Origin of the sequence: Micromonospora sp. NBC_00362 (assembly GCF_026342155.1) — a bacterium.
Taxonomy (GTDB): Bacteria; Actinomycetota; Actinomycetes; order Mycobacteriales; family Micromonosporaceae; genus Micromonospora; species Micromonospora hortensis.
Map to the genome: position 1 here is coordinate 4,880,535 of NZ_JAPENH010000001.1, position 22,742 is coordinate 4,903,276.

Below are 22,742 nucleotides of genomic sequence, written 5' to 3' on the forward strand. Positions count from 1 at the left end.
CTGTGCGGTCAGGCGACCTCGCAGACCCACCAACCCGTCTTCTGCACCACAGTGAAGCGCAACTCCTGGTCGGCCACCTTCTCGTCGGCTGTGGTCATGGTGAGCCGGGTGGAGACGGTGGCCCGTTCCCCGGTCTGGTTGTCCACCTTCGGGGTGGTCCACCGGAAGCGCGGGTTCTGGTAGGTGGAGGCGTACTTCTCCACCTCGGCAACCTTCGCGGCGATCTTGTCGTCGTCACGGGAAGCGGCGCAGACGTGATCCGCCGCCTTCGTCGCGTCGCGATCCTTGTAGACAGCGGTGAGGAACTCGTCGACGGCGACCGCCGGCTCCTTGGCGCCCTCGCCGGTCTCGGCGTCGCGCAGGGTCAGGAAGGCCACCACGCCACCTCCCACGCAGAGCACCATGATCACGACCAGGGCGATTGCCGCGATCAGCAGACCGCGCTTCTTCTTCGGCGCGGCCGTGCTCGGGTAGGGCGGATAGGCCGGCGGGGCCGGCGGAATCGACGAGGAGTTCGGGGCACCCGGCTGCGTCGACGCGGCGGCCGAGGTGGTGCCGCCAGGCGCTTCCGGTTGCCCAGCGCCGCCAGGCTGCCCCGGAAAGCCCGGCTGGCTGGGGCCGGCAGGCTGCCCCGGGAAGGCTGGCTGGCTGGGGCCGCTGGGCTGCCCGGGAAAGGCCGGTGAGGTGGGGGCGGCGGGAAGTGCCGGCTGGGCGGGGGAGGCGGGGAGGGCGAGCTGCCCGGGCGGCGGAGCGGGGGCCGGCTGGCTGGGGATGGTCGGCGCGCCGGGCTGGCCGGCGGGATCCGGGTGGACCGGCGGGTGAGCGGGTGTGCCGGCCTGGTCGCCGCTGGGCGGGTGGGTCATGTCGTTCCCCCAGGGGTGCGGCGCCCGCCGCCACCCCTGGCGCCGAGCGTGATCGAGCGGGCGGCCGGGCGCTGCGCGACCGTCCGACCGGAAGGGTAGCGGTCGATGACCGGATCGGTGTCGCCCCTGCCCGCCGAGCGGCCCAGCGATCCGGTGAGCGGTACCCGCTGCGGTTTCGGTGTCGGGCCCCCGACCTGCGGTGTGTCGCATATGTGACTGTTGGTGACCTCTTGTGCGCGTCCTGTTGGCGGGACCGCAGCCACAGACCTACCTTCGTCCCGGTGCGGGGGCCGGAACGGACGAATGGGTCCGGGCCGGAAGCATGGTCCGAGAGGTACGACCGGAGGCAGTGCATGCGCGACGCGGACAACATCCCTCGCACCCAGTTCCCGACGAACGACCGGCCCCGCCGGCTCGGGTCCGTGGGCGAGGCCGGCGGGCAGGTCACCAACCAGCCGATCAACGAACGGTCGTACCGCCGGATGCCGGAGCAGGCGGAGCCGGCCCAGGTGCCCAGCCAGCCCGCCGAGCGGACCCGCGAGGACGACGAGCCGGGCTTCGTCATCCACCTGCCGATCCGGGTGCCGAATCTGGCCGCGGCGACCGTGCTGGCCGGCCGGGTCGCTGTGTCCCTGGGCTTCCTGCCCGAGCTGGACGCCGGCGAGACCACAGTCTCCAACGCCGACGATCAGAACAACCGGCACCGGGTCTTCTGCGACCTGCTGCTGCCCGACCGGTCCCGCTGCCCCCAGGGGTACGAGCACGAAGGGCGCTGCGGGGAGCTGCCGGCCGCGCCGGAGCAGCGTCCCGTACCTCGTCCGGCCAGCGGACCGTAGGCTGTCCCTCGAACAATTCCGCACCGAGAGGGAGCCCTTCAGCGATGCAGAAGTGGGAATACTCCACGGTCCCGCTGCTGGTCCACGCGACCAAGCAGATCCTCGACAACTGGGGCGAGGACGGGTGGGAGCTCGTCGCCGTGGTCCCCGGCCCGAATCCGGACCAGCTGGTCGCCTACCTGAAGCGGCCCAAGGCGTGAGCGCGAGGAGTGCAGCGGAGCGGAGCCCCGCAGTCGCGAACAACGGGGTGGCGCCGTGAGCAACGGTCCGCACGCGAAGCTCGCCGAGCTGGGTCTCGACCTGCCCGAGGTCGTGCCGCCGGTGGCCAGTTACGTCCCGGCCGTGCAGTCCGGGCAGCACGTGTACGTTTCCGGCCAGTTGCCGATGGCCGAGGGCAAGTTGCTGGCAACCGGCAAGGTCGGCGCCGGGATCTCCGCCGAGCAGGCGAAGGATCTGGCCCAGCGGTGCGCGCTCAACGCGCTGGCCGCTGTCGACTCGCTGGTCGGCCTGGAGAACGTGGTGAAGGTGGTCAAGGTGACCGGGTTCGTGGCCTCCGCGCCCGGCTTCACCGGTCAGCCCGCCGTGATCAACGGTGCCTCGGATCTCTTCGGCACCGTCTTCGGGGAGGCCGGCCGCCACGCGCGCAGTGCCGTAGGTGTGGCCGAGTTGCCGCTGGACGCCCCGGTGGAGATCGAGCTGATCGTCGAGGTCGCCTGACCCGTCACCATTGCCCCGCGATCTTGCACTTTCTGCTTGGACGAAAGCCCTGAATAGGGATGAACCAGGGGCCGCAAGTGCAAGATCGTGGGGTGTGGCGGGCGGGGTCGTACGATCGCAGCCATGAGCGGGCACGTGACGGGGGCGGTAGCGGCGCTTGCCGACGAGTTGCCCCGCTGGGTTTCACTGCTACGTGCGCCGAACCCGGGGCCGATGACCCTCGACGGCACCAACACCTGGGTGCTGCGCGCCCCGGCGGCCGAGTCCGGCATCGTGGTCGACCCGGGGCCGGCGGACGAGGGGCACCTGACAGGGATCGCCGAGCACGGCCCGGTCGGGCTGATCCTGATCACCCACGGCCACCCCGACCACACGGAGGGCGCGGCCCGATTGAGTGAGCTGCTCGGCGGCGTGCACGTGCTCGCCGCCGACCCGGCGCACACCATCGGTGGTGAGCCGCTGACCGAGCCGGGCGAGCACTTCGGCGGCTTCGGTCTGCGCATCAGTCTTCTGCAGACGCCAGGGCACACCGCCGACTCGGTCTGCTTCCTGGTCGAGCACGGCGACGAGCGGGTGGTGCTCACCGGTGACACCATCCTCGGCCGGGGCACCACCGTGGTCGCCCATCCCGACGGTCACCTCGGTGACTACCTGAGCAGCCTGGAGCTGCTGTCCACGTACCGGGGGATCCCGGCGCTGCCTGGACACGGCCCGGCACTGGCCGACTGCGCCGCCGCCGCCGACTTCTACCTCGCCCACCGCCGGGCCCGGCTCGACCAGGTCCGGGCGGCGGTCGCCGCCGGCGCCCACACCCCCGCCGACGTGGTGGCGACGGTCTACGCGGACGTGGACCGCTCACTCTGGTGGGCGGCCGAATGGTCGGTCCGGGCCCAACTGGAGTATCTGGGCGTCGACACGGGGGAATCCGCGCCCGGGGTCAGTGGGTTGGAGCACATGTGACCTGCCCCGTGTGTGGAACCGTTGCCGTTCCCGGCGCGCGGTTCTGCCACAACTGTGGCGCCGCGCTGCTGGCCGCCGCCACCTTGCCGGCGGCCGAGCGCCGGGTGGTCACCGTGCTCTTCGGTGACCTCTCCGAGTTCACCTCCTGGTCGGAGGATCTCGACCCGGAACGCGTCGGCGCGGTCACCGACCGGGTGCTCGCCGCCCTCGCCGGCGCGGTGAAGACGTTCGGCGGGCACGTCGACAAGCTGACCGGTGACGGCATCATGGCGGTCTTCGGCGCCCCGGTGGCGCACGAGGACGACGCCGAACGCGCTGTCCGAGCCGCACTGTCCATGCAACGGGCCGTCCGCCGGGTGCTCGACGACGAGCGGGGAGGCGGCGCGCCGCTCGGGCTGCGGGTCGGGCTGAACACCGGCGATGTCATCGCGGGCATCCAGGCCGCCATCGAATACACGGTCATCGGCGACACTGTGAACACCGCGGCCCGGCTCGCCGACGCCGCCGCCGTCGGAGCCGTCTACGCCGGTGGTCGTACCGCCGCCGCGACCAGGCACGTCTCCTCCTGGCGGGCGCTGCGCCCGCTGCGGCTCAAGGGCAAGCGTGAGCCGGTCGAGGCGTACGAGCTGCTGGGTCTGCTGGACGCGCCGGGCACCCGCTCGGGGCTCGGCGACGAGGCGCCGTACGTCGGCCGGGAGACGGAGATCGGTCGGGTCGCCGGCCGACTCGCCGAGGTGATCGACCAGGGCGATCCACGGGTGCTGCTGATGACCGCCGAGGCGGGCATCGGGAAGTCCCGTTTCGCCGCCGAGGTGGAGCGCCTCGCCGCCGGGTACGACGTCGGTGCTGGCCGCTACGCGGCGCACACCGGTGCCCGGGTGCTCTCGGTGCGCTGTGCCGCCTTCGGGGAGCGGCGACGCCTTGCGCCCCTGGCCGATCTGGTGCGGGCCGCCGTCGGTCTGCCCAGCGACGCGTCCACAGCGCTGACCCGCCCGGCGGTCGAGGAGCGGCTGCGCCGACTCGGGCAGCGGCTCGCCCGCTCCGGTGCGGAGACACCGCCGATCGCCACGGAGCAACTGCTGGCCCTGCTCGGCTACGCCGAACTTCCGGCACACGGTGGCAACGACAGCGGCGAGTGGGGTGGGTCGGGCACTCCGGCGGCGGACGCCGAGGTGGTGCCGAACGCTGTCGCCGACCTGCTCAGTGGGCTCGCCTCGGAGGCGCCGCTGGTGATCGTGGTGGACGACCTGCACGACGCCACCGCCGAGACGATCAGTGCCCTCGGATTGACCCTGTCCAGGCTCACCGGCCCGGTGCTGGTGCTGCTGCTCGGCCGCCCCGAGCTGGTGCGCACCGCCGGCGCGCTGACCCGGGTCGCGGACGCCGAGGTGCACTCGCTGCCGCCGCTGCGCGGTGCCGACGCGGCCCGGCTGCTCACCACTTACCTTGGCGGCGGCAAGCTGCCGCAGGCCGACACCGACCGTCTGCTCGCCACCGCCCAGGGCAATCCGTTCTACCTGGCTGAGCTTGTCACCCTGCTTATCGAACGAGGGGCGCTCACCACCGAATCAGTGCGCGGCACCGCCTCGACGCGGGGTGCCGCGGTGGATCGGGGCGGCTCCGGCGAGCGGGAGCAGGGCGGGTCGACCGGCTGGCGGCTGGTACCGGGCTCGCTGGGCAGCCGGCTGCTCTCCCGGGACCTCGCCGCCGTGCTCGCGGCCCGGATCGACGCGTTGCCGCCGGACGCCCGGTCGGTGCTGCGCGACGCGGCGGTCACCGGTGACACGGTGCCGACCGGAGCGCTGGAGGCGATGCGGGAGCAGCGCGGCGGTCGCGACGGTCGGCCGTCGGCAGTGGTCGCGGTCGAGCTCGACCGGGCGGTCGAGGAGTTGCTGCAACGCCGCATGCTGCACCGCTCGCGTGCCGGCTACTCGTTCGCCACACCGCTCATGCGGGAGGCCGCGTACGCAGGCGTGAGCAAGGCCGAGCTGGCCGAGCGGCACGCGGCGCTGGCCCGCTGGGCGGCGCCAGCGGACGAGACCACTGCCAGCAGTGTGGGCGGGTTCACCGACGAGGCCCGGGACGACTTCGTGGCGACGCACGTCGAGCGGGCCGCCACGCTCGCCGACGCGGTGAAGCTCCGCCCGGACGCGCCGGCCCGAGCTGTGGTCCCGCTCGGCGTCGCCGCGCTGGGCCGGGCCGCCCGCCGGTCGCTCTCCGCCGGTGAGCCGGCAATGGCCGTCGAGTACGCCGAGCGCGCCACCGAGCTGGCCCGCGACGGGGTGCCGGCAGCCGATCGGGTGGTGCACGCCCGAGCGTTGCTCCAGGTCGGCCGGGTTACCGACGCGTTGGCGTACGCCGAGAAGATCGCCGCGAACGCGGGGGACGAGGTCACCCGGGTCAGCGCCCTGCTGTTGGCGGGGCAGGCGCAGGAGACCCTCGGCGATCAGGGTCGGGCGGTGACCGCCTGGCAGGAGGCGTTGCAGGTGGCCACCGAGGGTCGGCTGCCCACGCAACGTGCCACGGCGATGCGCCGGCTCGGCATGGCCGACTTCGTGGCGGGGCGGCTGAGTCAGGCGAGTAGCCGGTTGGCGGCCGCGTACCAGGTCAGCCTCGGTGCGCAGGACCGACGCGGGCAGGCGTGGTCCCTACAGAACCTGGCCTGGGTGACCACCACCCGGGGTGACTTCGCCGGGACCGACGCGGTGCTCGGCCGGGCCGCCCGGCTCTTCGCCGAGCTGAAGGACCCGTACGGGCGGGCCTGGCTGCGCGGCACCACCGCGTTCGCCCGGCTGCTCGCCGGTCGACTGCGCGAGGCGTGTCGGATGGCGCAGGTGTTCCTGCCGTTCGGCGAGCGGGTCGGCGAGGCGTGGGCGGTGGGCACGTTGCGCGCGGTGGCGGCGTTCGCCACTGCCGAACTGGGTGACCTGGCTGAGGCCGACCGGGAGGCCCGGCGGGCGTACCGGGAGTTCGCCGCCGCGTCCGACGACTGGGGGCGTGGGTTCGCCCTGGTGGTCCGGGCGGTGGTGGCGCGCGGGTTGGGCGAGCCGGAGCACGCGGCGGACCTGCTCACCGACGCCCTGGCGTACGCGGAGCGCACCTCGCATCCGCTGCTCACCGGGATGGCCGGCACACTGCGCGGCTTCGTCGCGCTGGACATGGGCGACTGCGAGACGGCCGAGCGGGTGGCCCGCTCGGTGCTGACCGCAGTGGAGCCGCACAACCCGCAGGCGCCGGCGCAGGTGGCGCCCCGGGTGCTGCTGGCGACTGCCCGTCTCGCGGCCGGCGACTCGGCGACAGCGGTCGGGCTGCTCGCCCCGGTGGCCACGGCCGCCGCGAACGCACCGTCGCTGCTCTTCTCCCGCCGTCAGACGATGGCCCAGTACGCTGCGGCGTTGCTCGCTCACGGTCAGCGGGAGCAGGCGTTGGACTGGGCCCGCCGAGCGGTCACCGCACCGGCCGAGGACGTGCGCAGCCAGGTGATCGCGGCGAGTGTGCTGGCCGAGGCGCTGGCCGCCTGTGGTCGTCCGGCGGAGGCGCTGTCCTGTGCGCAGGAGGCGGTCCGCCTGGCGTACGCCACCGAGCAGCGCAGCGAACGAGCCGCAGCCGACGCCCTCCACACCCGCCTGGCCGCCCTGGTCTAACCCCACCCCCTCACCCTCCGCTGTTGATCAAGAGGTTTGCGTCAGGAGTCGGGAGGTCGATGACCGAAATCTCTTGATCAACGTGAACCAGTGCGGGCAGTTTGCCGGTTCTGGGGATGTGGTGGTCGGGGGGAGCGGCTAGCGTGTCACCACCGCGTACGGGTCCACAGTGGTGACCGTCGCCGTGCCTGGGGAGGCCGTTCATGAAGCTGCCGCGATCCATCGCGGGCTGGACCATCGCGGTCTTCGGCGTGTTGGCGCTGGTGATGGGCGCGGTCGGGCTGCTCTGGCCGGAGGCGCAGCTGCGCATGCTCGGGTTCGAGGTGCCGGCGACGCGGGCCGTCGGTGATCACACCGGGACGTTCCTGCTGGCGTCCTCGATGGCGGCCTTCAACATGGGCGTCTACTACCTGCTCGCCACGGTGACCGAGTGGCGGGCGTTCTACCGGTTCACAGTGGTCTTCCGGCTGGTCACGTTCACCGTGTTCACGATCGCGGTGCTGGCTGACATCGCTCCCGACCGGTTTTTCGGGGTGGCGGCGTGGGAGGGGCTGGGTGCCGTGGCCACCGCCATCGGTCTGCGCCTGGACGCCCGTCGGGGCATCCCGGCTGGCGGGATCGGATCGTCCGAGGGTGCCGGGACGACTGCGGTCGCCGAGGAGGGTACCGGTCCCGCCGGTGCGGCTCCGGCGGACGCGGTGCGCTGAGCCATCGGTCGGGTTGGGTATTTTCGAGCGGTGACCGACACCCCGACCGGCGGCCTGCCAGTGCCGATCGTGCCCGGCCTGACTGATTTGCGGGTCTTTGCCCGGGGCGGGTACGCGACCGTCTACCAGGCCACCCAGATCTCAGTGGGTCGCGAGGTCGCCGTCAAAGTGGAGAACCGAACGCTGGACAGCGAGCGCGATCAGGCCCGCTTCCTGCGTGAGGCGCGGGCGGCCGGTCGGATGTCGTCCCACCCGCACGTGGTGGACCTCTTCGACGTGGGGGTCACAGTCGACCAGCACCCCTACCTGATCATGGAGCTCTGCGACGGCTCGTACGCCGAACGGATGCGCACCTCGCCACTCGCGCCGGTGGAGGCCCGCGACCTCGGCATCAAGATCGCGGACGCGCTGGCCCACTCGCACGCCGCCGGGGTGCTGCACCGGGACGTGAAGCCGGCGAACATCCTCTACTCGCACTTCAACTCGGCGGTGCTCGCCGACTTCGGGCTCGCCGTTCTCGCCGAGCACCGGGACGCCTCGGTCACCCTGGAGGTGCTCACCCCGGCGTACGCGCCGCCGGAGATGTTCAGCCACAGCCCGCCGTCGCCGGCCGTCGACGTGTACGCGCTCTGCGCCACCCTCTACGCGGTGATGCACGGCAGGCCGCCGCGCTGGCAGTCCGAGCGCAACCCGAGCCTTGTCACAGTGCTGGAGATGTTCAACCAGCCGCTCCCCGCCCTGCCCGGGGTGCCGGACGAGCTGATCGACGTGCTGCGCGTCGGCATGGCCAACGATCCGGGCGAGCGTCCCTCCGCCCTGGAGTTGCACGACCTGCTCAGCAACCTGCCACTCGGCTCACCGGCGGCACCGGTCAGCGGCGCTCCGGTCAGCGGTGCCGCGACGCTCTCCGGCCCGTACGCGGCCAGCCAGCCGGTGCCCCGATCTCCCATCGAGGACACTCAGCGAGCCGACCCCGCCGGTCGACGGTGGCGGCGCTGGATCTTCGGCGGCGCCGGTGTGCTCGCGCTCGCCGCCTCCGCGACCGCCGGGGCCTGGGTCGCCGACCGGGCGCCACCACCCGTCCCGTACCCGTCGGCCACCCAGATCGCCGCACCGGCGACCGGCCCGTTGCCCGGCTGCGCGACCGGCACCGGTGCGCCCACCGCCCTGCCCGAGGGTGCCCGGTGCCTGCCCGAGCTGGAGTGCTTCGGCCCGATGCGGATACGCGGCAGCCGCGCCGAGGCGGCTCGGCTGTCCTGCGCCGGCCGACACACCTGGGAGACGTACGCCGAGGGCATCCTGCCGGTGTCGCTGGTCGGCGCCGACTACGACGAGGTGGCCGCCGCTGAGCCGGTGCGGCAGGTGTGCAGCGCAACGACGTTCCGGTTGACCACCGGGATCGCCGAGGCGACCGGCTGGCACCTGGAGGTGCTACCGCCGGTCGACGGCAGCATCGACCGGACCTACCGGTGTCTGGCGGGGCGCGGCGTGGACGGGCTCTCCGCGCCCACGCTCACCGGCCGCTGAGCCCGTTCGACCCGCGCCGACGGTCACGCACCGCACGCAACGCGTCACGGGGGTCCAGGGCGTCGAGGGTGTCCGCGTCGATCCCGTACGGCATCAGTTCGGGCGGCCCGACGACTGCCGACCGGTCCGCCGGCTCCGGATCGTCGACCTGACGGGCGGCGGAGACCGCGACCCCGGTGACCATGGTCATCAGCACGCAGAGCAGCGCGAGAACCACGCCGAGGAGGTCCTGTCGGCGCCATACGACCAGCATGACCAGCGGCGCTAGGGCTCCCAGCGCCGCGAGCACCGCCACCGTGCGCGCATCGGGTCTGGACAATCGGCTCACCCGTCCAGCATGTCGCGACTAGGCCGGCTGTCAACCGCAGAGCCGACCGCCGCGCCGATCGGCATCGATCCGAGGCGCCGACTCGACAGGGTCCACGGCACCCACACGGATTGGACAAGAACGGCTACTCTCGGTGTTCCGCAGGCCCTTCCGGTAGCGAGGTCGCCCATGAACTCAGGCAGTTCGCAGTCCCGGCTCCGCTCGATCGCGTCGACGCTGGCGGTCGCTCTCACCCTCGTGCTCGCCGCCGCGGCCGGTTGCGACAGCCGGAAGGAACCGGAGCTGCCCTCGGTGCAGGAGAAGATGCGCGAGACGCACATCTTCGGTCAGTCGAAGCTGCGGATCGGTGTCGCCACCAACGAGCCGCTGATGGGTGAGTTGCGAAACGGCCAGCACGTCGGGTTCGACGTCGAGATCGCCCGGTACGTCGCGGCCTCCCTCGGCTACGAGGGGGAACAGCGGCTGGAGTTCGTGTCGGTCGCCACCGAGGATCGCATCCCGTCGCTGCAGGGCGGCACCGTCGACCTGGTGGTCTCCAGCTTCTCCATGACGGAAGACCGTAAGCAGTTGGTCAGCTTCGCCGGGCCGTACTTCGTCACCACGCAGGAGGTGATGGTGCCGGTTCGACTCAAGGACGAGATCCGCACCATTGAGGATCTGCGCGACCCGGCGTACAAGGTCTGCACCAGCGGCGGCTCCACCACCGAGGCCGAGTTGGAGAAGCACCAGGTCAAGACGTTCGTGGTCAAGGACGTCGGCGACTGCGTCGATGGCATCCGGAAGGGCCGGTACGACGCGGTCAGCTCCGACGAGTCGATCCTCGCCGGCTTCCTGGCCAGCTTCCCCAAGGAGTTCGAGATCGTGGACATGCCGTTCGGCACCAGCGAGTTGCTGGGCATCGGCGTGCCGATCGGTGATCCCGCGTTGCGCGATCTGGTCGCGTTCTTCCTGCAGAAGAGCTACGTGCAGGGCCGCGACGGAGATGCCAGCCCCTGGCAGACCGCGTACAACCGGACCCTGGGCCCCTGGCTGAAGGCCGAGAAGCGCCAGCCGCAGCCCTTGGAGGTGCCGAAGCTCGTCGACTTCGACGACAAGGCGCCCGCGAAGTGAGCGCGGCGCCGACCGCCACCAGCGGCGACGGGCCGGTCCCGCCGCCCCGCACGTCAGTGCCCCACGGCGACGCCGCGCCGGCAATCGACGGTACGGCCGCAGTACCGGCGGCGGTCGATCGTCCAGCGGCTGGCGCAGGAGGTGACGTTGCCTGGCCGGCCGGAGTGCCGGTCGCCGAACCGGCCGAGCCGATCGTCGCCGACGTTGAGCCGGGACGGGTCCGCTGGGATCCGGCGGAGCGGCGCGCCCGCGCCAGCCAGTCTTTCTGGACGGCAGTGGTGGGCGTACCGGCGATCTTCTCGGTGCTCCGCCTCGGCGTGGAGGCCGGCGGGGAGCTCCAGACCACGCTGCTGCTGGTGGCCAACGTCGGGCCGGTCAACCTGCTCGCCGGGTTCCTGACCACGGCGGCCCGGCTGCTCTCCACCGGGCTGGTGGCCATCTTCGCGCTCGGCGCCGTGCTGGCCGTCAGCGCGGATCGACTTCCGCCGGGCACCCGTCGCCGCCCGCTCTTCGCCCGCTGGGCCGACATCACCCCGGCCTGGGTGGTGCTGGCCAGCTTCCTGCTCGCCGTGATCACCTGGCCGTTGCTCTATCTGCCGTTGCTGTTGCCGGCGTTCGTGGCCGCGTTCCAACTCCGCCCGGGGCGGCTGCACGAGCGGGTGGTGCCTCGGCTGCTGCTGATCGGCGCGCTGCTCGCCGGGTACGGCTGGCTGATGCTGCCCACGATGCGCGACGCGATGCGGCAGGGCGACGAGTGGCTGGTGCTGGCGCTCATCGTGGTGCCCCCGCTGCTGGCGCTCTTCGTCGCGGGGCCGCTGCCGGGCATGGTGATCCGGCCGCTGGCGTCGGTGACCGAGGTGGCAGTGCTCGCCACCCTGATCTGGGCCGCCGTGCCGGTGATCACCACGCCGGTATTGCCGCTGACCGTCACCACTGTGGGCCCGGAGAGTGGGCCCACCGAGGACGTCCGCGGGCACGTGGTCACCACCGACGACGTCAACATGGTGATCCTTCAGGAACGGGGTGGCGTCCGGTACGTCCCGGTCGGCCTGGTCCGCGCCCAGGTGCTGTGCCCGAGCGAGGAAGAACTGCCCCGCCACCAACTGCGCATTCACGACTTCCACGTCGAGGATTCGCTGTTGGAGGGCATGGGCCGTCGGGTCCGCCCGGTCCACCGCATCGACGCCGCCTGCCGTACCCCGGCCTGACGCCCAACTGACAAGAGCAGCGCCTACCGCGCCCGACGGTTGGCCCGCACGAGTGCGACGGTGGCCAGTGGCACGCTGACTGCGCCGAAGGCCGCGACGCCGGCGAGCAGATAGGCGATGCGGTGGTTGTGGGGGGCGCGGCGGTCGGCCACCTCCGCCTCCGGGTCCTGCGGGTCGTAGACGATCGGGATCTCGTCGCCCACCGCCGGAGCGGCACCGGGTGGCTCGTCGCCCTGACCGACAAGCGTCTGCGCCCGCCGCCCGTCCGCGGTCTCGAACTCGACGTGGATGCGGCCTTTGTTGACCTTGACGACCTGGGCGGTGGCCTCCACCCCGCGCTCCTGCAGCGCCTGGTCGTTGCTCCACACCGTCCAGGCGGCGATGGCGAAGCCGACGACGACGACGAGGCCGAGCCCGGCGAACAGTGGCGCTGGCGGGCGACGGGTTCGCAGTAGATCCATGCCGCTCCCCATCTCCGGCGGGGCGGGCCGGTAAACACGACGCGAATCGTGGCGGCATCTGCTGCCGTATATACAGTCGGACGGTATATGCTGCGGCGATGGCGAAGGCTTCCATGCACGAGTCCACCTACCTGATCCTCACCGCGCTCGTCGAGGCCCCACGGCACGGGTACGCGCTCCTCGACGAGGTCCGCCGAATCTCCGACGGGCGCGTCGACCTGCGCGCCGGCACCCTCTACGCAGCCCTGGACCGGCTGCGGACCGACGGTCTCGTCGACATCGAGCGTGAGGAGCAGGTGCAGTCCAGGTTGCGCAGGTACTACCGACTCACCGCGCCGGGGGCGCGTCGCCTGGCTGAGGAATCCGCGCGTCTGCGCAGCAACGCCGACGCGGCGAGCGTGCGACTGCGCCGTGCCGGTCTCATCTTCGACGGCGGTGCGGCATGACGTTGGACCGCACCTACCGACTGCTGATGGCCTGTTATCCCCGCGCCTACCGCCGGCAGTACGAGGACGAGATGATCGGCGTGCTGCTGGACGACGCGTCACCGGGCCAGCGCAGGCCGGCGTCGCGGGACGTGCTCGCCCTGCTCGGCGGGGCGTTGCACGCGCATGTCCGCCAGGCTGGTGCGCGATTCTCGGGCGATGCGTGGCGGGAGGCGGCGCAGGCGCTCGGCCTGATCGCCGCGTTGATGCTGTTCGTGCGGGATGCGCGCGTTCCGGTGCTGCACCTCGCCATGTTCGCGGACGGCTATCCCGAGGGGTTGGGAGAACCGTTCGTCCTCTGGCCGGTCGGTTTCGTGGCGCTGCTGTGGCTCACCGTGGCGGTGTCGGCCGTGTTCGGGTGGGGCCGGGCAGCCGCCGCGATCGCCGTCTGTTGCGCGGTGTTCGAGGTGGTGCGGGTCGCCGAGGATTACGGGCAATATTCCACGGTGCGCAATCTCTGGCCCGCCGTGCTCGCCGCGATGGTTCCGCTGGTGCTCGCCGTCCGTGCTCCCCGTTCCGCCACGGCTTCCCTCGCGCGCTGGCGCCTCGGCACGCTGGCGGCGGCGACGCTAATCAGCGTCGCTGCTCCGAGCATCGCCCAGGTGACTGGTGCTGATAACGCGACGGCTCCCATCTACGGCACGTGGATCTTCACCGTCGGTGTCGGCCGGATCGAGGCAGTCCTGCTGACGGCGGGATACCTGCTCTTCGCCCTTGTCATCCTGTCGACGCCGGCGGTGTTGCGGCGACGCCTGCTCGCGCTTGTGGTTCCGGTGGGCGTCACGTTGGTGCTCACCCGCGTGGGGCTCGGCACCACGGGGACGTTCCTGGAGCGTTCCACCCACGACGGTGTCCTCGATGCGCTCACCCTGGCGCAGTGGCTGACCCTGGTGCTGGCGCCCGCGCTGCTCTTCGCGGTGGCCGTGGCGATCCTGCACCAGCGGGAGCGCTCGGGCACACAGGGCGCGTGAGGAGGCCGCGCGTCACGCGGCCGAGCGGCTGATCGACTCGGCTTCCTGAAAATCGGGGTGTCACTGGCTCTCGGACACCCCGGAATCCAGGAAGCCGAGTCGATCAACGGACGGGCGGGGTGGCTCGGCCCGCCCGTCGGCGGGCGTCAGTACGACTTGTCCTGGCCGAGGACGTGTTGGGCAACGAAGTTGAGGATCATCTCGCGGCTGACCGGGGCGATCCGGCCGGCCCGGACGGCGCCGAGCAGGGTCGCCACCCCGTACTCGGTGGTCATGCCGGCCCCGCCGAGCACCTGCACAGCGGTGTCCACGGCGAGCGCGGCGGCCTCCCCGGCCGCGTACTTGGCCATGTTGCCGGCGACCCCGGCCTCCAGGTCGCGGCCGGCGTCGTACAGGGTGGCAGCCTTCTGAATCATGAGGCGGGCCAGCTCCACCTGCACCGCCGCGTGTGCCAGCGGATGAGACACCCCCTGGTGGGAGCCGATGCTCCGACCACCCCAGACCTTGCGGGTGGCGGTGTACTCACTGGCCCGCTCGATGGCGTACCGGCCGGTGCCGGCACCCATCGCGGCCACCGTGATCCGCTCCGGGTTGAGCCCGGCGAAGAGCGCCGGCAGCCCGGCGTCCAGCGACTCACCGAGCAGCGCGTCGGCGGGCACCCGCACGTCGTCCAGGTAGAGCAGGAACTGGTTCTCCGGGGACACGATCTCCATGTCCAGCTTGGACCGGGTCAGCCCGGCCGCGTCGGTAGGCACCAGGAACAGCGCCGGCTTGAGCTTCTGCGGAGACGCATCCGCTGAACCGGCTGGGCCGTCATCGACGGCGACACGGGCCACCACCAGCACGTGACCGGCCTCGTCGACGCCGGAGATGTAGCACTTGCGGCCGTTGAGCAGCCAGCCGTCGCCGTCGCGGCGAGCCACAGTGCCGAGCCGGTGGAAGTTGGAACCGGCCTCCGGCTCGGTGATCGCGAAAACGATCTTCTGGGAGCCGTCGGCGAGGCCCGGCAGGTGCCGCTTACGCTGCTCCTCGGTGCCGTGCCGACTGAGCACCGTCGCCGCGATGGCGGGGGAGACCACCAGCAGCAGCAGCGGGCAACCCGCCGCCGCCAACTCCTCGCAGACGATGGCCAGCTCGGTGATGCCGCCGCCTCCGCCGCCGTACTCGGTGGGGATGTTGACCCCCAGGTAGCCGAGCCGTCCGGCCTCCGCCCACAGTTCCGTGGTGTGTTCGCCGGCCCTCGCCTTCTCGACGAAGTAGGAGTGACCGTAGCGGCGGCCCAACGCCCGAACGGCGTCGCGCAACTGGTCCTGCTCGGGGGTGAGGTCGAAGGTCATCGGGGGTCCTTTTCGTCGACAACGGCCAACACGGCGCCCGTCTGCACCTGACCGCCGGTCGGCACCGGCAGTTCGGCGACCACGCCGTCGATCGGGGCGAGCACGGGATGTTCCAGCTTCATCGCTTCCAGCGTGAGCAGCGGATCGCCGGCCGCGACCCGCTGGCCGACCTGAACGTGTACCCGGGTCACCACGCCGGGCAGCGGCGCGAGCAGCGACCCGGCCGCCACCGCCGCTGTGGGCAGCGGGAGACGCGGCAACTCGGCCAGGCTCGCCGCCCCGTCCGGGCCGTCCACGAAGACAGCGGACCCCACCCGGTGTACGCGGTACGCGCGCCGAACCCCGTCGACGTCGAGCACCACCCGATCCGGGGTGGCCTCGACCAGCACCACTGTGGGTCCCGTCGACCGCTCGGCGGACTCCTCGGCAGCCGACGTGCTGGACCAGTCGGCGAGCCGGCCGGCCCGGTCCAACCGGTAGCGGATCTCGATCTCGTCGCCGTCCGGCCCGACGAAGGCTGTGGTCTGGGGAACGGCGGGCACGTTGCGCCAGCCGGAGGGAAGCCCGGGAAGCACCGGTGCGGTCGCCCGCCGGTGCGCGGCGCCCGCCAGCGCGGCGGCGAGGGCGGTGATCGGCAGCCGGTCGGCGGGGAGGATCGGGGCGAAGACCTCCGGGTGCCGGTCCAGGAAACCTGTGTCGATCTCCACTGCGGCGAACGCGGGGCTGCGCAGCACCCGGACCAGCAGGTCCCGGTTGGTGGTCACCCCGTGCACCTCGGCCCGGGCCAGCGCGCCGGCCAACAGCCGGGTCGCCTCCGCGCGGGTACGACCCCAGGCGATCAGCTTCGCGAGCATCGAGTCGTAGTGCACCCCGACCACTGAGCCCGCCACCACGCCCGAGTCGAGCCGCAGACCCGGCCCGGCCAGCCGACCGAACTCGGCCGCCACCGTGCCGACCCTGAATCGGTGCAGGGTCCCGGTGGCCGGCCGCCAACCCGCAGCCGCGTCCTCGGCGCAGAGGCGTACCTCGACCGCGTGGCCGGTGCTCGCCGGCAGAACCGCCGGCAGCGGCTCACCCTCGGCGACGAGCAGTTGCAAACCCACCAGGTCCAGCCCGGTGCACAACTCGGTGACCGGATGTTCCACCTGGAGTCGGGTGTTCATCTCCAGGAAGAAGAACTCACCACCCGGGGCGAGCAGAAACTCCACAGTGCCCGCGCCCAGGTAGTCGACAGCACGTCCGGCGGCCACCGCGGCCTCGTGCAACGCCGCCCGCACCCGGTCCGGAACGACCGCCGGCGCCTCCTCGACGATCTTCTGGTGCCGGCGTTGGATCGAGCACTCCCGGTCACCCAGGGCCACCACTCGACCATGGGCGTCACCGAAGATCTGCACCTCGACGTGCCGGCCGCGTTCGACGTACCGCTCGATGAAGACAGTGCCGTCGCCGAACGCGGCAGCCGCCTCGCGGCGCGCGGAGGCGACGGCCTCGGCCAGTTCGTCGACGGTCCGGACGATCCGCATGCCCCGGCCACCACCGCCGGCGGACGCCTTCACCAGCACCGGGAAACCCACGATCTCGTCGGTGTCGGTCCAACTCGGCAGCATCGGCACGCCCGCCTCGGCGAGCAACGCCTTCGCCGCCAACTTGTCGCCCATGGCGGCGATCACCTTGGCCGGTGGCCCGACCCAGGTCAGACCGGCGTCGGTCACCGCCGCCGCGAACTCGGCGTTCTCGGCGAGGAACCCGTAGCCGGGATGGACGGCGTCCGCGCCGCTGCGGCGGGCCGCGTCCAGGATCAGGTCGACCCGCAGGTACGTCTCGGCCGGCGAACTCCCCGGCAGGCGTACGGCCTGGTCGGCCTCGGCCACGAACGGCGCGTCGGCGTCCGCGTCCGAGTGCACGGCGACCGTCTCCACGCCCATCGCCCGGCAGGTGGCGAAGACCCGACGGGCGATCTCGCCCCGGTTCGCCACGAGCAGTCTGTTGATCATGGTTCCCTGAGCCTGCCTTTCGTTCGCGACTGCGGGACTCCGCTTCGCTGCGTTCCTCGCGCTCACGGTGCCTGCCTTTCGTTCGCGACTGCGGGACTCCGCTTCGCTGCGTTCCTCGCGCTCACGGTGCCTGCCTTTTGTTCGCGACTGCGGGACTCCGCTTCGCTGCGTTCCTCGCGCTCACGGTGCCTGCCTTTTGTTCGCGACTGCGGGACTCCGCTTCGCTGCGTTCCTCGCGCTCACGGTCTACATCCGGAAGACGCCGAAACCGTCGGCGCCCTTCACCGGTCCGCTGTGGATCGTCGAGAGGCAGAGCCCGAGGACGGTCCGAGTGTCCCGGGGGTCGATCACCCCGTCGTCGTAGAGCCGGCCGGAGAGGAAGAGCGCGCCGGACTGCGACTCGATCTGCTGCTCGACCATCAAACGCATCGCCGCGTCGGAATCCTCGTCGTAGTCGCGCCCTCGTGCGGCAGCCGCCTGCCGGGCCACGATCGACAGCACCCCGGCGAGCTGCGCCGGGCCCATCACCGCCGACTTCGCGTTCGGCCAGGTGAACAGGAACCTCGGCTCGTACGCCCGGCCGCACATGCCGTAGTTGCCCGCCCCGTAGGAGGCGCCCAGGTTCACCGTCAGGTGCGGCACCGTCGAGTTCGACACCGCGTTGATCATCAGGGCGCCGTGCTTGATGATGCCGCGCTGCTCGTACTCGGTGCCCACCATGTAGCCGGTGGTGTTCTGCAAGAAGATCAACGGGGTGTTCGAGGCGTTGGCGAGCTGGATGAACTGGGCCGCCTTCTGCGCCTCAGCGCTGAACAGCACCCCTCGGGCGTTCGCCAGCACCCCCACCGGGTAACCGTGCAGCTCACCCCAACCGGTGACCAGCGCGTCCCCGTACGCCGGCTTGAACTCGTCGAAGTCGCTGCCGTCCAGGATCCGGGCCAGCACCTCCCGCGGGTCGAACGGCACCTTCAGGTCGGCGCTGGTGATGCCGAGCAACTCCTCCGGGTCGTACTTCGGTGGCTGCGGCACCGCCGTCCGCGGCGACGGGCCCTGCTTGCGCCAGTTCAGTCGGCGGACGCACTGCCGGGCCAGCCGAATGCCGTCCCGCTCGTCGGCGGCCAGGTAGTCGGCGAGCCCGGACGTGCCGGCGTGCATCGCCGCGCCACCCAGCGACTCGTCGTCGGTGACCTCGCCGGTCGCCATCTTCACCAGCGGCGGACCGGCCAGGTAGACCTGTGACCGGTCCCGAATCATGATCACGTGGTCGGACATCCCCGGCACGTACGCGCCACCGGCCGTGGCGTTGCCGAAGACCACGCTGACAGTGGGGATGCCGGCCGCCGAGAGCCGGGTGAGGTCACGGAACACCCGACCACCGGGGATGAAGATCTCCGCCTGGGTGGGCAGGTCCGCCCCGGCCGACTCCACCAGATTGACCATGGGCAGCCGGTTGGCCAGGGCGATCTCGCCAGCCCGCCGCGTCTTGGCGAGGGACCACGGGTTGACAGCGCCGCCGCGTACCGTCGGGTCGTTGGCGACGATCAGGCACTCCACGCCCTCGACCACCCCGATGCCGGTGACCACGCTGGCCCCGACCGGGAAGTCCGAGCCGTACGCGGCGACCGGCGACAACTCCAGGAAGGGGCTGTCGGCGTCCACCAGCAGCTCGATCCGCTCCCGGGGGAGCAGCTTGCCGCGCGCGTGGTGTCGGGTCACGTACTTGTCGCTACCACCCGCCCGCGCCTGGTCCAGCGCGGCGTCCAACTCGGTCAACCGCTCCAGCAACGCCGCTCGGTTCGCCAGGTACGAGGGCGCGGACGGGTCGACTGCGCTGTCCAGTGTGGTCACCGTGCCTCCTTCATTCGCGACTGCGGGACTCGCAGACCCGGCTCACTCCTCGCGCTCACAGGCCCATGCCTTTCGCGATGATCTCGTTCATGATCTCGGTGGTGCCGCCACCGATGCCGAGGATCCGCGCGTCGCGGTAGTGCCGCTCCACCTCGGCGTCGCGCAGGTAGCCGAACCCGCCGTGCAACTGCAACGCCTGGTCGACGACGTGGTCGCAGGCGGCCACCGCCACGTTCTTCGCCATCGCCACCTCGGTCACCACCGGCTCGCCAGCCGCCACCCGACCCGCGACCCCGTGCACGTACGACCGGGCCGCCTCGGCCCGGGTGTGCATCTCGGCCAACCGGTGCCGGATGAGCTGCCGGCTGGCCAGCGGACGCCCGAACGTCTCCCGGTCCCGGCACCAGCGCACCGCCAACTCGACGCAGCGCTGCGCTGTCGCGTACGCCTGGGTCGCCAGCGACAGCCGTTCCGCCGCGAAGTGCTGCATGATCGCCAGGAAGCCGGTGTTCTCCGCGCCGATCCGGTTGGCGACCGGCACCCGCACGTCCGCGAAGGACAGCTCGGCGGTGTCCGAGCAGTGCCAGCCCAGCTTCTCCAACCGGCGTCCCACCGTGAACCCGGGCGATCCCTTGTCGACGACCAGCAGGGTGAGTTCACCGCTGCCGGGGAAGTCGGTGCACACCGCGGTGGTCACGAAGTCGGCCCGGTGCCCGCTGGTGATGTACGTCTTCGACCCGTTCACCACGTAGTGGTCGCCGTCACGGCGGGCGGTCGTGCGGATGCCGGCCACGTCCGAACCGCCGTCCGGCTCGGTGATGGCCAGCGCGCCGATCATCGTGCCGGACAGCGTGGGCCGCACGTACCGCTCGATCAGGCTGTCGTCGGCCGGGGACGAGACGCCACCGAGCCGGCCGCCCAGCGAGCCACCGGTGCGGGCACCGGCCGCCGCGACCATGTGCGGCAACGCGATCCCGTGCGTGAACAGGGCCGCCACCAGCCCGGACGAGCCACCGGAGCGGATCAGCTCCTCGGTCACGATGATCGAGTCGAGCAGGTCACCGCCGCTGCCACCGACGGACTCCGGGAAGCCGATGCCGAGCAGACCGAGCTTCGCGGCGGTCGCGTGCAGCGCCCGAGGCACTTCGCCGGCCCGCTCCCAGTCGTTCAGGTGCGGCAACACCTCCCGGGTCACGAACGCCCGGGTCAGCTCGCGTAGTTGCCGGCGCTCCGGAGTGTCCACGATGCTCATCGGGATCCCCCCGTCGCAAGGTCGGCCGGCAGGTCGACGATCCGGGCGCGCAGCAGCTCGCCGAGTGCCTTGGCCTGCGGGTCGAACCGGGTGGACGCGGCCACCCCGGCGCCGAGCAGGCCCTCGATCACGAAGTTGACGGCGCGCAGGTTGGACAACTCGTAACGCCGCACCGACAGCGGAGCGGTCTCGGGCACCAGCTCCGCCAGCCGTTCGCCTGTCAACCAGGTCCGCAGCCACGCGTACCCGCCGTCGGAACGCGCCCAGACACCGAGGTTGGCGTCCCCGCCCTTGTCCCCGGATCGTGCGCCGACCACCTCGCCGAGCGCCCCGCGCCGGGTAGGGCCGCCGACCGCCGGGTCACCACCCGGGGCCGACTCGTCCGGCGAGGTGGGGGCGGTGCGGATCGGCGGAGCGATCGGCACCCGCTCGCCACCGGGTAGCACCGCCACGTGCGCCACCGCGCCCTGCGGCACGGCGTCGGCGGTGAAGACGCCGTACGGTGTCGCGTCACCGGGCACCGTGGTCAGCGTGCAGCCCGGGTACGAGGCCAGGGCCAACTCCACAGCGGCGGCCGAGAACGCCCGCCCGGCCCGCGCCTTGTCGCTGTCGCGCAGGTGTACGTGCAGCAGGGCGCTGGCCGCCTCGGTGTCGGCGGCGTCCGGGTGGTCCGTCCGGGCCAGCGTGAACTCCAGCCCGTCCTTGCCCACCGCCTCCTCGACCTGCCCCCGGACCAGTGCCGCCTTCGCCTCGATGTCAAGCCCGCAGAGAACGAACGTCATCGAGTTGCGGAAGCCGCCGAGGTTGTTGACGCCCACCTTGAGCGTGGGCGGTGGCGGCGTTCCCCGTACGCCGGAGACCCGGACCCGGTCCGCCCCGTCGGGGTGCAGCGTCACAGTGTCCAGTCGGGTGACCACGTCCGGCCCGAGGTACGCGGGCCCGCCGATCTCGTAGAGCAGTTGGGCGGTGACAGTATCCACCGTGACCGCGCCGCCGGTGCCCGGATGCTTGGTGACCACCGAGGAGCCGTCGGGGTGCACCTCGACGATCGGGAACCCGGGCCGATGACCGCCGTCGGGCAGCTCGGTGAAGAAGCTGAAGTTGCCGCCGGTGACCTGCGCGCCGCACTCGACGAGGTGCCCCGCGACGGTGGCCCCGGCCAGCTCGTCGAGGTCGTCGCGGCCCCACCCGTACCGGGAGATGGCCGGGCCGACCACCAGCGACGCGTCGGTGACCCGGCCGGTGACCACCACGTCCGCGCCGGCGTCGAGGCAGGCGGCGATCCCGAACGCGCCGAGGTAGGCGTTGGCGCTCAACGCGTCCGGTCGCTGGATCGTGTCGCCCTCGACGTACCCGACCTGGGTCGGCAGGCCGAGCCGGTTGGCGAGCTTCTCGATCGAGGCGGCCAGGCCGGCCGGGTTGAGCCCGCCGGCGTTCGTCACGATCCGCACCCCTCGGTCGAGGGCAGTGCCGAGGCAGGTCTCCAGTTGCCGCAGGAACGTCTTCGCGTAGCCCAGGTCGGGGTCGCGCAGGCGATCCCGGGCGAGGATCAGCATGGTCAACTCGGCGAGGTAGTCGCCGGTCAGTACGTCCAGCTCACCGCCGTCGAGCATCTCCCGCCAGGCGGTGAACCGGTCGCCGTAGAAGCCGGAGGCGTTGCCGATGCGGATCATGCCCGTACCCCGATCCCGCCGGCCGGCTGCCGGCCTTCACCCGGCGGCCCGGCGAAGGCCTGCGCCACGTCGAGCCACTCGTCGGCGACCGGTCCGGTGGCGACCAGAGCGAGGTCCGCGCGGTGTCGGCGCTGGGTGACCAGCAGGCAGAAGTCCCGAGCCGGGCCGCTGACCCGGTCGGCGGCGTCCGGCGGACCCCAGCTCCAGGCCTCCCCGTCGGGCCCGACCAGCTCGACCCGCACCGGCGCCGTCGGTGCCTCCCGGCCGTGCGCGGCGAAGCCGTGCCCGAGGGTACGCACGCCCAGGTGCGCCACGTGCTGGAGTCGGTCGCTGTCGGGGCGGACTACGTCGAGGGCGTCGGCCACGTCCGCGCCGTGCGCCCAGGTCTCCATGATCCGGGCGGTGGCCATCGAGGTGGCCGACATCCGGGTGCCGTACCACGGCAGTTTGCCACCGGCCGGAACGGCGGCCAGTGCGTCGACGAGCGCGGTGCGCCCGGCCCGCCAACGGGCAAGCAGCTCGGCCGGCGGGGCGAGGAACTCCTCGGCGCCGACGTCGACGAGCCGGGTCACGTCTGGCGCGGCGGTGACAGTCGCGTAGAACGCCTCGGGGTCGGTCGCGGCCAACAGCGCTACGTGGTCGGTCCAGGCGAGGTGGGCGATCTGATGCCCGACGCTCCAGCCCGGCGCGGGGGTCGGCCTCGCCCAGTCGGCCACCGGCAGGGGCGCTACCAGGGCGTCCAATTGGGCGGACTCGTCGGCCAGGTCCGTGAGCAGGTCGCTGAGGTCGACCATGGTGCCTCCGGTCGGTGGTGGCCGGTG

The 22,742-nt window shown here is 72.2% G+C and carries 19 protein-coding genes and 1 pseudogene; 11 read left to right on the plus strand and 9 right to left on the minus strand.

The window, feature by feature from the left end; genetic code table 11:
* Positions 1 to 8 precede the first annotated feature (8 nt).
* Positions 9 to 461: pseudogene (locus OG992_RS22485) on the minus strand (hypothetical protein); the annotation flags it as partial.
* 755 nt (positions 462 to 1,216) lie between these two features.
* Between OG992_RS22485 and OG992_RS22490 the strand changes: the two are divergent.
* From OG992_RS22490 to OG992_RS22520, 7 genes are all read left to right on the plus strand, one after another.
* Positions 1,217 to 1,699 (plus strand): hypothetical protein, encoded by a 483-nt coding sequence (locus OG992_RS22490; protein WP_238686621.1) that lies wholly within the window; start codon positions 1,217 to 1,219, stop codon positions 1,697 to 1,699.
* A 44-nt stretch (positions 1,700 to 1,743) separates the two neighbouring features.
* Entirely contained in the window at positions 1,744 to 1,899 is a 156-nt protein-coding gene (locus OG992_RS22495; RefSeq protein WP_007466198.1) for a DUF4177 domain-containing protein, read from the plus strand.
* A gap of 55 nt (positions 1,900 to 1,954) precedes the next feature.
* Positions 1,955 to 2,416 (plus strand): RidA family protein, encoded by a 462-nt coding sequence (locus OG992_RS22500; RefSeq protein WP_091403351.1) that lies wholly within the window; start codon positions 1,955 to 1,957, stop codon positions 2,414 to 2,416.
* A gap of 123 nt (positions 2,417 to 2,539) precedes the next feature.
* Entirely contained in the window at positions 2,540 to 3,376 is an 837-nt protein-coding gene (locus tag OG992_RS22505; RefSeq protein ID WP_266304228.1) for an MBL fold metallo-hydrolase, read from the plus strand.
* On the plus strand, positions 3,373 to 7,020 hold the full coding sequence (locus OG992_RS22510) for an adenylate/guanylate cyclase domain-containing protein (RefSeq protein ID WP_266304229.1): 3,648 nt from the start codon (positions 3,373 to 3,375) through the stop codon (positions 7,018 to 7,020). Before OG992_RS22505 ends, OG992_RS22510 begins: the two co-directional genes overlap by 4 nt.
* Before the next feature lie 203 nt (positions 7,021 to 7,223).
* The gene (locus OG992_RS22515) at positions 7,224 to 7,727 is read left to right on the plus strand and encodes a hypothetical protein (RefSeq protein ID WP_238686624.1); all 504 of its coding nucleotides are present in this window, start codon (positions 7,224 to 7,226) and stop codon (positions 7,725 to 7,727) included.
* A 30-nt stretch (positions 7,728 to 7,757) separates the two neighbouring features.
* Positions 7,758 to 9,254, plus strand: coding sequence for a serine/threonine-protein kinase (locus OG992_RS22520; protein ID WP_266304230.1), 1,497 nt, complete (start codon positions 7,758 to 7,760; stop codon positions 9,252 to 9,254).
* On the opposite strand, the gene OG992_RS22525 is transcribed toward OG992_RS22520, so the two are convergent.
* Positions 9,241 to 9,573 carry a hypothetical protein gene (locus OG992_RS22525; RefSeq protein ID WP_266304231.1) on the minus strand — a complete coding sequence of 111 codons (333 nt, stop codon included), beginning with the start codon at positions 9,571 to 9,573 and terminating at the stop codon, positions 9,241 to 9,243. The two genes, OG992_RS22520 and OG992_RS22525, sit on opposite strands and share 14 nt — an antisense overlap.
* A 177-nt stretch (positions 9,574 to 9,750) precedes the next feature.
* Between OG992_RS22525 and OG992_RS22530 the strand changes: the two genes are divergently transcribed.
* Together OG992_RS22530 and OG992_RS22535 are read left to right on the plus strand one after the other, a co-directional pair.
* The gene (locus OG992_RS22530) at positions 9,751 to 10,692 is read left to right on the plus strand and encodes a transporter substrate-binding domain-containing protein (RefSeq protein ID WP_238686627.1); all 942 of its coding nucleotides are present in this window, start codon (positions 9,751 to 9,753) and stop codon (positions 10,690 to 10,692) included.
* On the plus strand, positions 10,689 to 11,900 hold the full coding sequence (locus OG992_RS22535; RefSeq protein WP_266304232.1) for a hypothetical protein: 1,212 nt from the start codon (positions 10,689 to 10,691) through the stop codon (positions 11,898 to 11,900). Before OG992_RS22530 ends, OG992_RS22535 begins: the two co-directional genes overlap by 4 nt.
* 23 nt (positions 11,901 to 11,923) lie before the next feature.
* On the opposite strand, the gene OG992_RS22540 is transcribed toward OG992_RS22535, so the two are convergent.
* Entirely contained in the window at positions 11,924 to 12,361 is a 438-nt protein-coding gene (locus tag OG992_RS22540) for a DUF3592 domain-containing protein (protein WP_266304233.1), read from the minus strand.
* A gap of 98 nt (positions 12,362 to 12,459) precedes the next feature.
* Here OG992_RS22540 and OG992_RS22545 point away from each other — a divergent pair, with 98 nt between their 5' ends.
* Both OG992_RS22545 and OG992_RS22550 read left to right on the plus strand, forming a co-directional pair.
* Positions 12,460 to 12,807: a PadR family transcriptional regulator gene (locus tag OG992_RS22545; protein ID WP_124822727.1), complete on the plus strand. Its 348-nt coding sequence runs from the start codon at positions 12,460 to 12,462 to the stop codon at positions 12,805 to 12,807.
* A 2-nt stretch (positions 12,808 to 12,809) separates the two neighbouring features.
* A complete protein-coding gene (locus OG992_RS22550) occupies positions 12,810 to 13,817 on the plus strand; it encodes a hypothetical protein (RefSeq protein ID WP_266304234.1) in 1,008 nt (335 codons plus the stop codon).
* Positions 13,818 to 13,963: 146 nt separating this feature from the next.
* Here OG992_RS22550 and OG992_RS22555 read toward each other — a convergent pair whose 3' ends face one another.
* The 6 genes from OG992_RS22555 to OG992_RS22580 all read right to left on the minus strand — a co-directional run bounded on the left by OG992_RS22555 (position 13,964) and on the right by OG992_RS22580 (position 22,715).
* On the minus strand, positions 13,964 to 15,154 hold the full coding sequence (locus OG992_RS22555; protein WP_238686631.1) for an acyl-CoA dehydrogenase family protein: 1,191 nt from the start codon (positions 15,152 to 15,154) through the stop codon (positions 13,964 to 13,966).
* Complete coding sequence (locus tag OG992_RS22560) at positions 15,151 to 17,148, minus strand: biotin carboxylase N-terminal domain-containing protein (protein ID WP_266304235.1); 1,998 nt, start codon at positions 17,146 to 17,148, stop codon at positions 15,151 to 15,153. The genes OG992_RS22555 and OG992_RS22560 overlap by 4 nt, the downstream gene beginning before the upstream one ends.
* Before the next feature lie 246 nt (positions 17,149 to 17,394).
* Positions 17,395 to 18,996 (minus strand): acyl-CoA carboxylase subunit beta, encoded by a 1,602-nt coding sequence (locus tag OG992_RS22565; RefSeq protein WP_266304236.1) that lies wholly within the window; start codon positions 18,994 to 18,996, stop codon positions 17,395 to 17,397.
* Positions 18,997 to 19,051: 55 nt separating this feature from the next.
* A complete protein-coding gene (locus OG992_RS22570; RefSeq protein ID WP_266304237.1) occupies positions 19,052 to 20,248 on the minus strand; it encodes an acyl-CoA dehydrogenase family protein in 1,197 nt (398 codons plus the stop codon).
* Entirely contained in the window at positions 20,245 to 21,921 is a 1,677-nt protein-coding gene (locus OG992_RS22575) for an acyclic terpene utilization AtuA family protein (protein ID WP_266304238.1), read from the minus strand. The genes OG992_RS22570 and OG992_RS22575 overlap by 4 nt, the downstream gene beginning before the upstream one ends.
* Entirely contained in the window at positions 21,918 to 22,715 is a 798-nt protein-coding gene (locus tag OG992_RS22580; protein WP_266304239.1) for a TIGR03084 family metal-binding protein, read from the minus strand. The genes OG992_RS22575 and OG992_RS22580 overlap by 4 nt, the downstream gene beginning before the upstream one ends.
* Between the last annotated feature and the right edge of the window lie 27 nt (positions 22,716 to 22,742).

What these genes read in the sequence shown, in the direction of transcription:
- OG992_RS22575 (WP_266304238.1), bottom strand. Translation starts at nt 21,921, where the DNA reads ATGATCCGCATCGGCAACGCCTCCGGCTTCTACGGCGACCGGTTCACC.
- OG992_RS22570 (WP_266304237.1), bottom strand. Translation starts at nt 20,248, where the DNA reads ATGAGCATCGTGGACACTCCGGAGCGCCGGCAACTACGCGAGCTGACC.
- OG992_RS22490 (WP_238686621.1), top strand. Translation starts at nt 1,217, where the DNA reads ATGCGCGACGCGGACAACATCCCTCGCACCCAGTTCCCGACGAACGAC.
- OG992_RS22580 (WP_266304239.1), bottom strand. Translation starts at nt 22,715, where the DNA reads ATGGTCGACCTCAGCGACCTGCTCACGGACCTGGCCGACGAGTCCGCC.
- OG992_RS22515 (WP_238686624.1), top strand. Translation starts at nt 7,224, where the DNA reads ATGAAGCTGCCGCGATCCATCGCGGGCTGGACCATCGCGGTCTTCGGC.
- OG992_RS22560 (WP_266304235.1), bottom strand. Translation starts at nt 17,148, where the DNA reads ATGATCAACAGACTGCTCGTGGCGAACCGGGGCGAGATCGCCCGTCGG.
- OG992_RS22545 (WP_124822727.1), top strand. Translation starts at nt 12,460, where the DNA reads ATGGCGAAGGCTTCCATGCACGAGTCCACCTACCTGATCCTCACCGCG.
- OG992_RS22505 (WP_266304228.1), top strand. Translation starts at nt 2,540, where the DNA reads ATGAGCGGGCACGTGACGGGGGCGGTAGCGGCGCTTGCCGACGAGTTG.
- OG992_RS22555 (WP_238686631.1), bottom strand. Translation starts at nt 15,154, where the DNA reads ATGACCTTCGACCTCACCCCCGAGCAGGACCAGTTGCGCGACGCCGTT.
- OG992_RS22530 (WP_238686627.1), top strand. Translation starts at nt 9,751, where the DNA reads ATGAACTCAGGCAGTTCGCAGTCCCGGCTCCGCTCGATCGCGTCGACG.
- OG992_RS22540 (WP_266304233.1), bottom strand. Translation starts at nt 12,361, where the DNA reads ATGGATCTACTGCGAACCCGTCGCCCGCCAGCGCCACTGTTCGCCGGG.
- OG992_RS22495 (WP_007466198.1), top strand. Translation starts at nt 1,744, where the DNA reads ATGCAGAAGTGGGAATACTCCACGGTCCCGCTGCTGGTCCACGCGACC.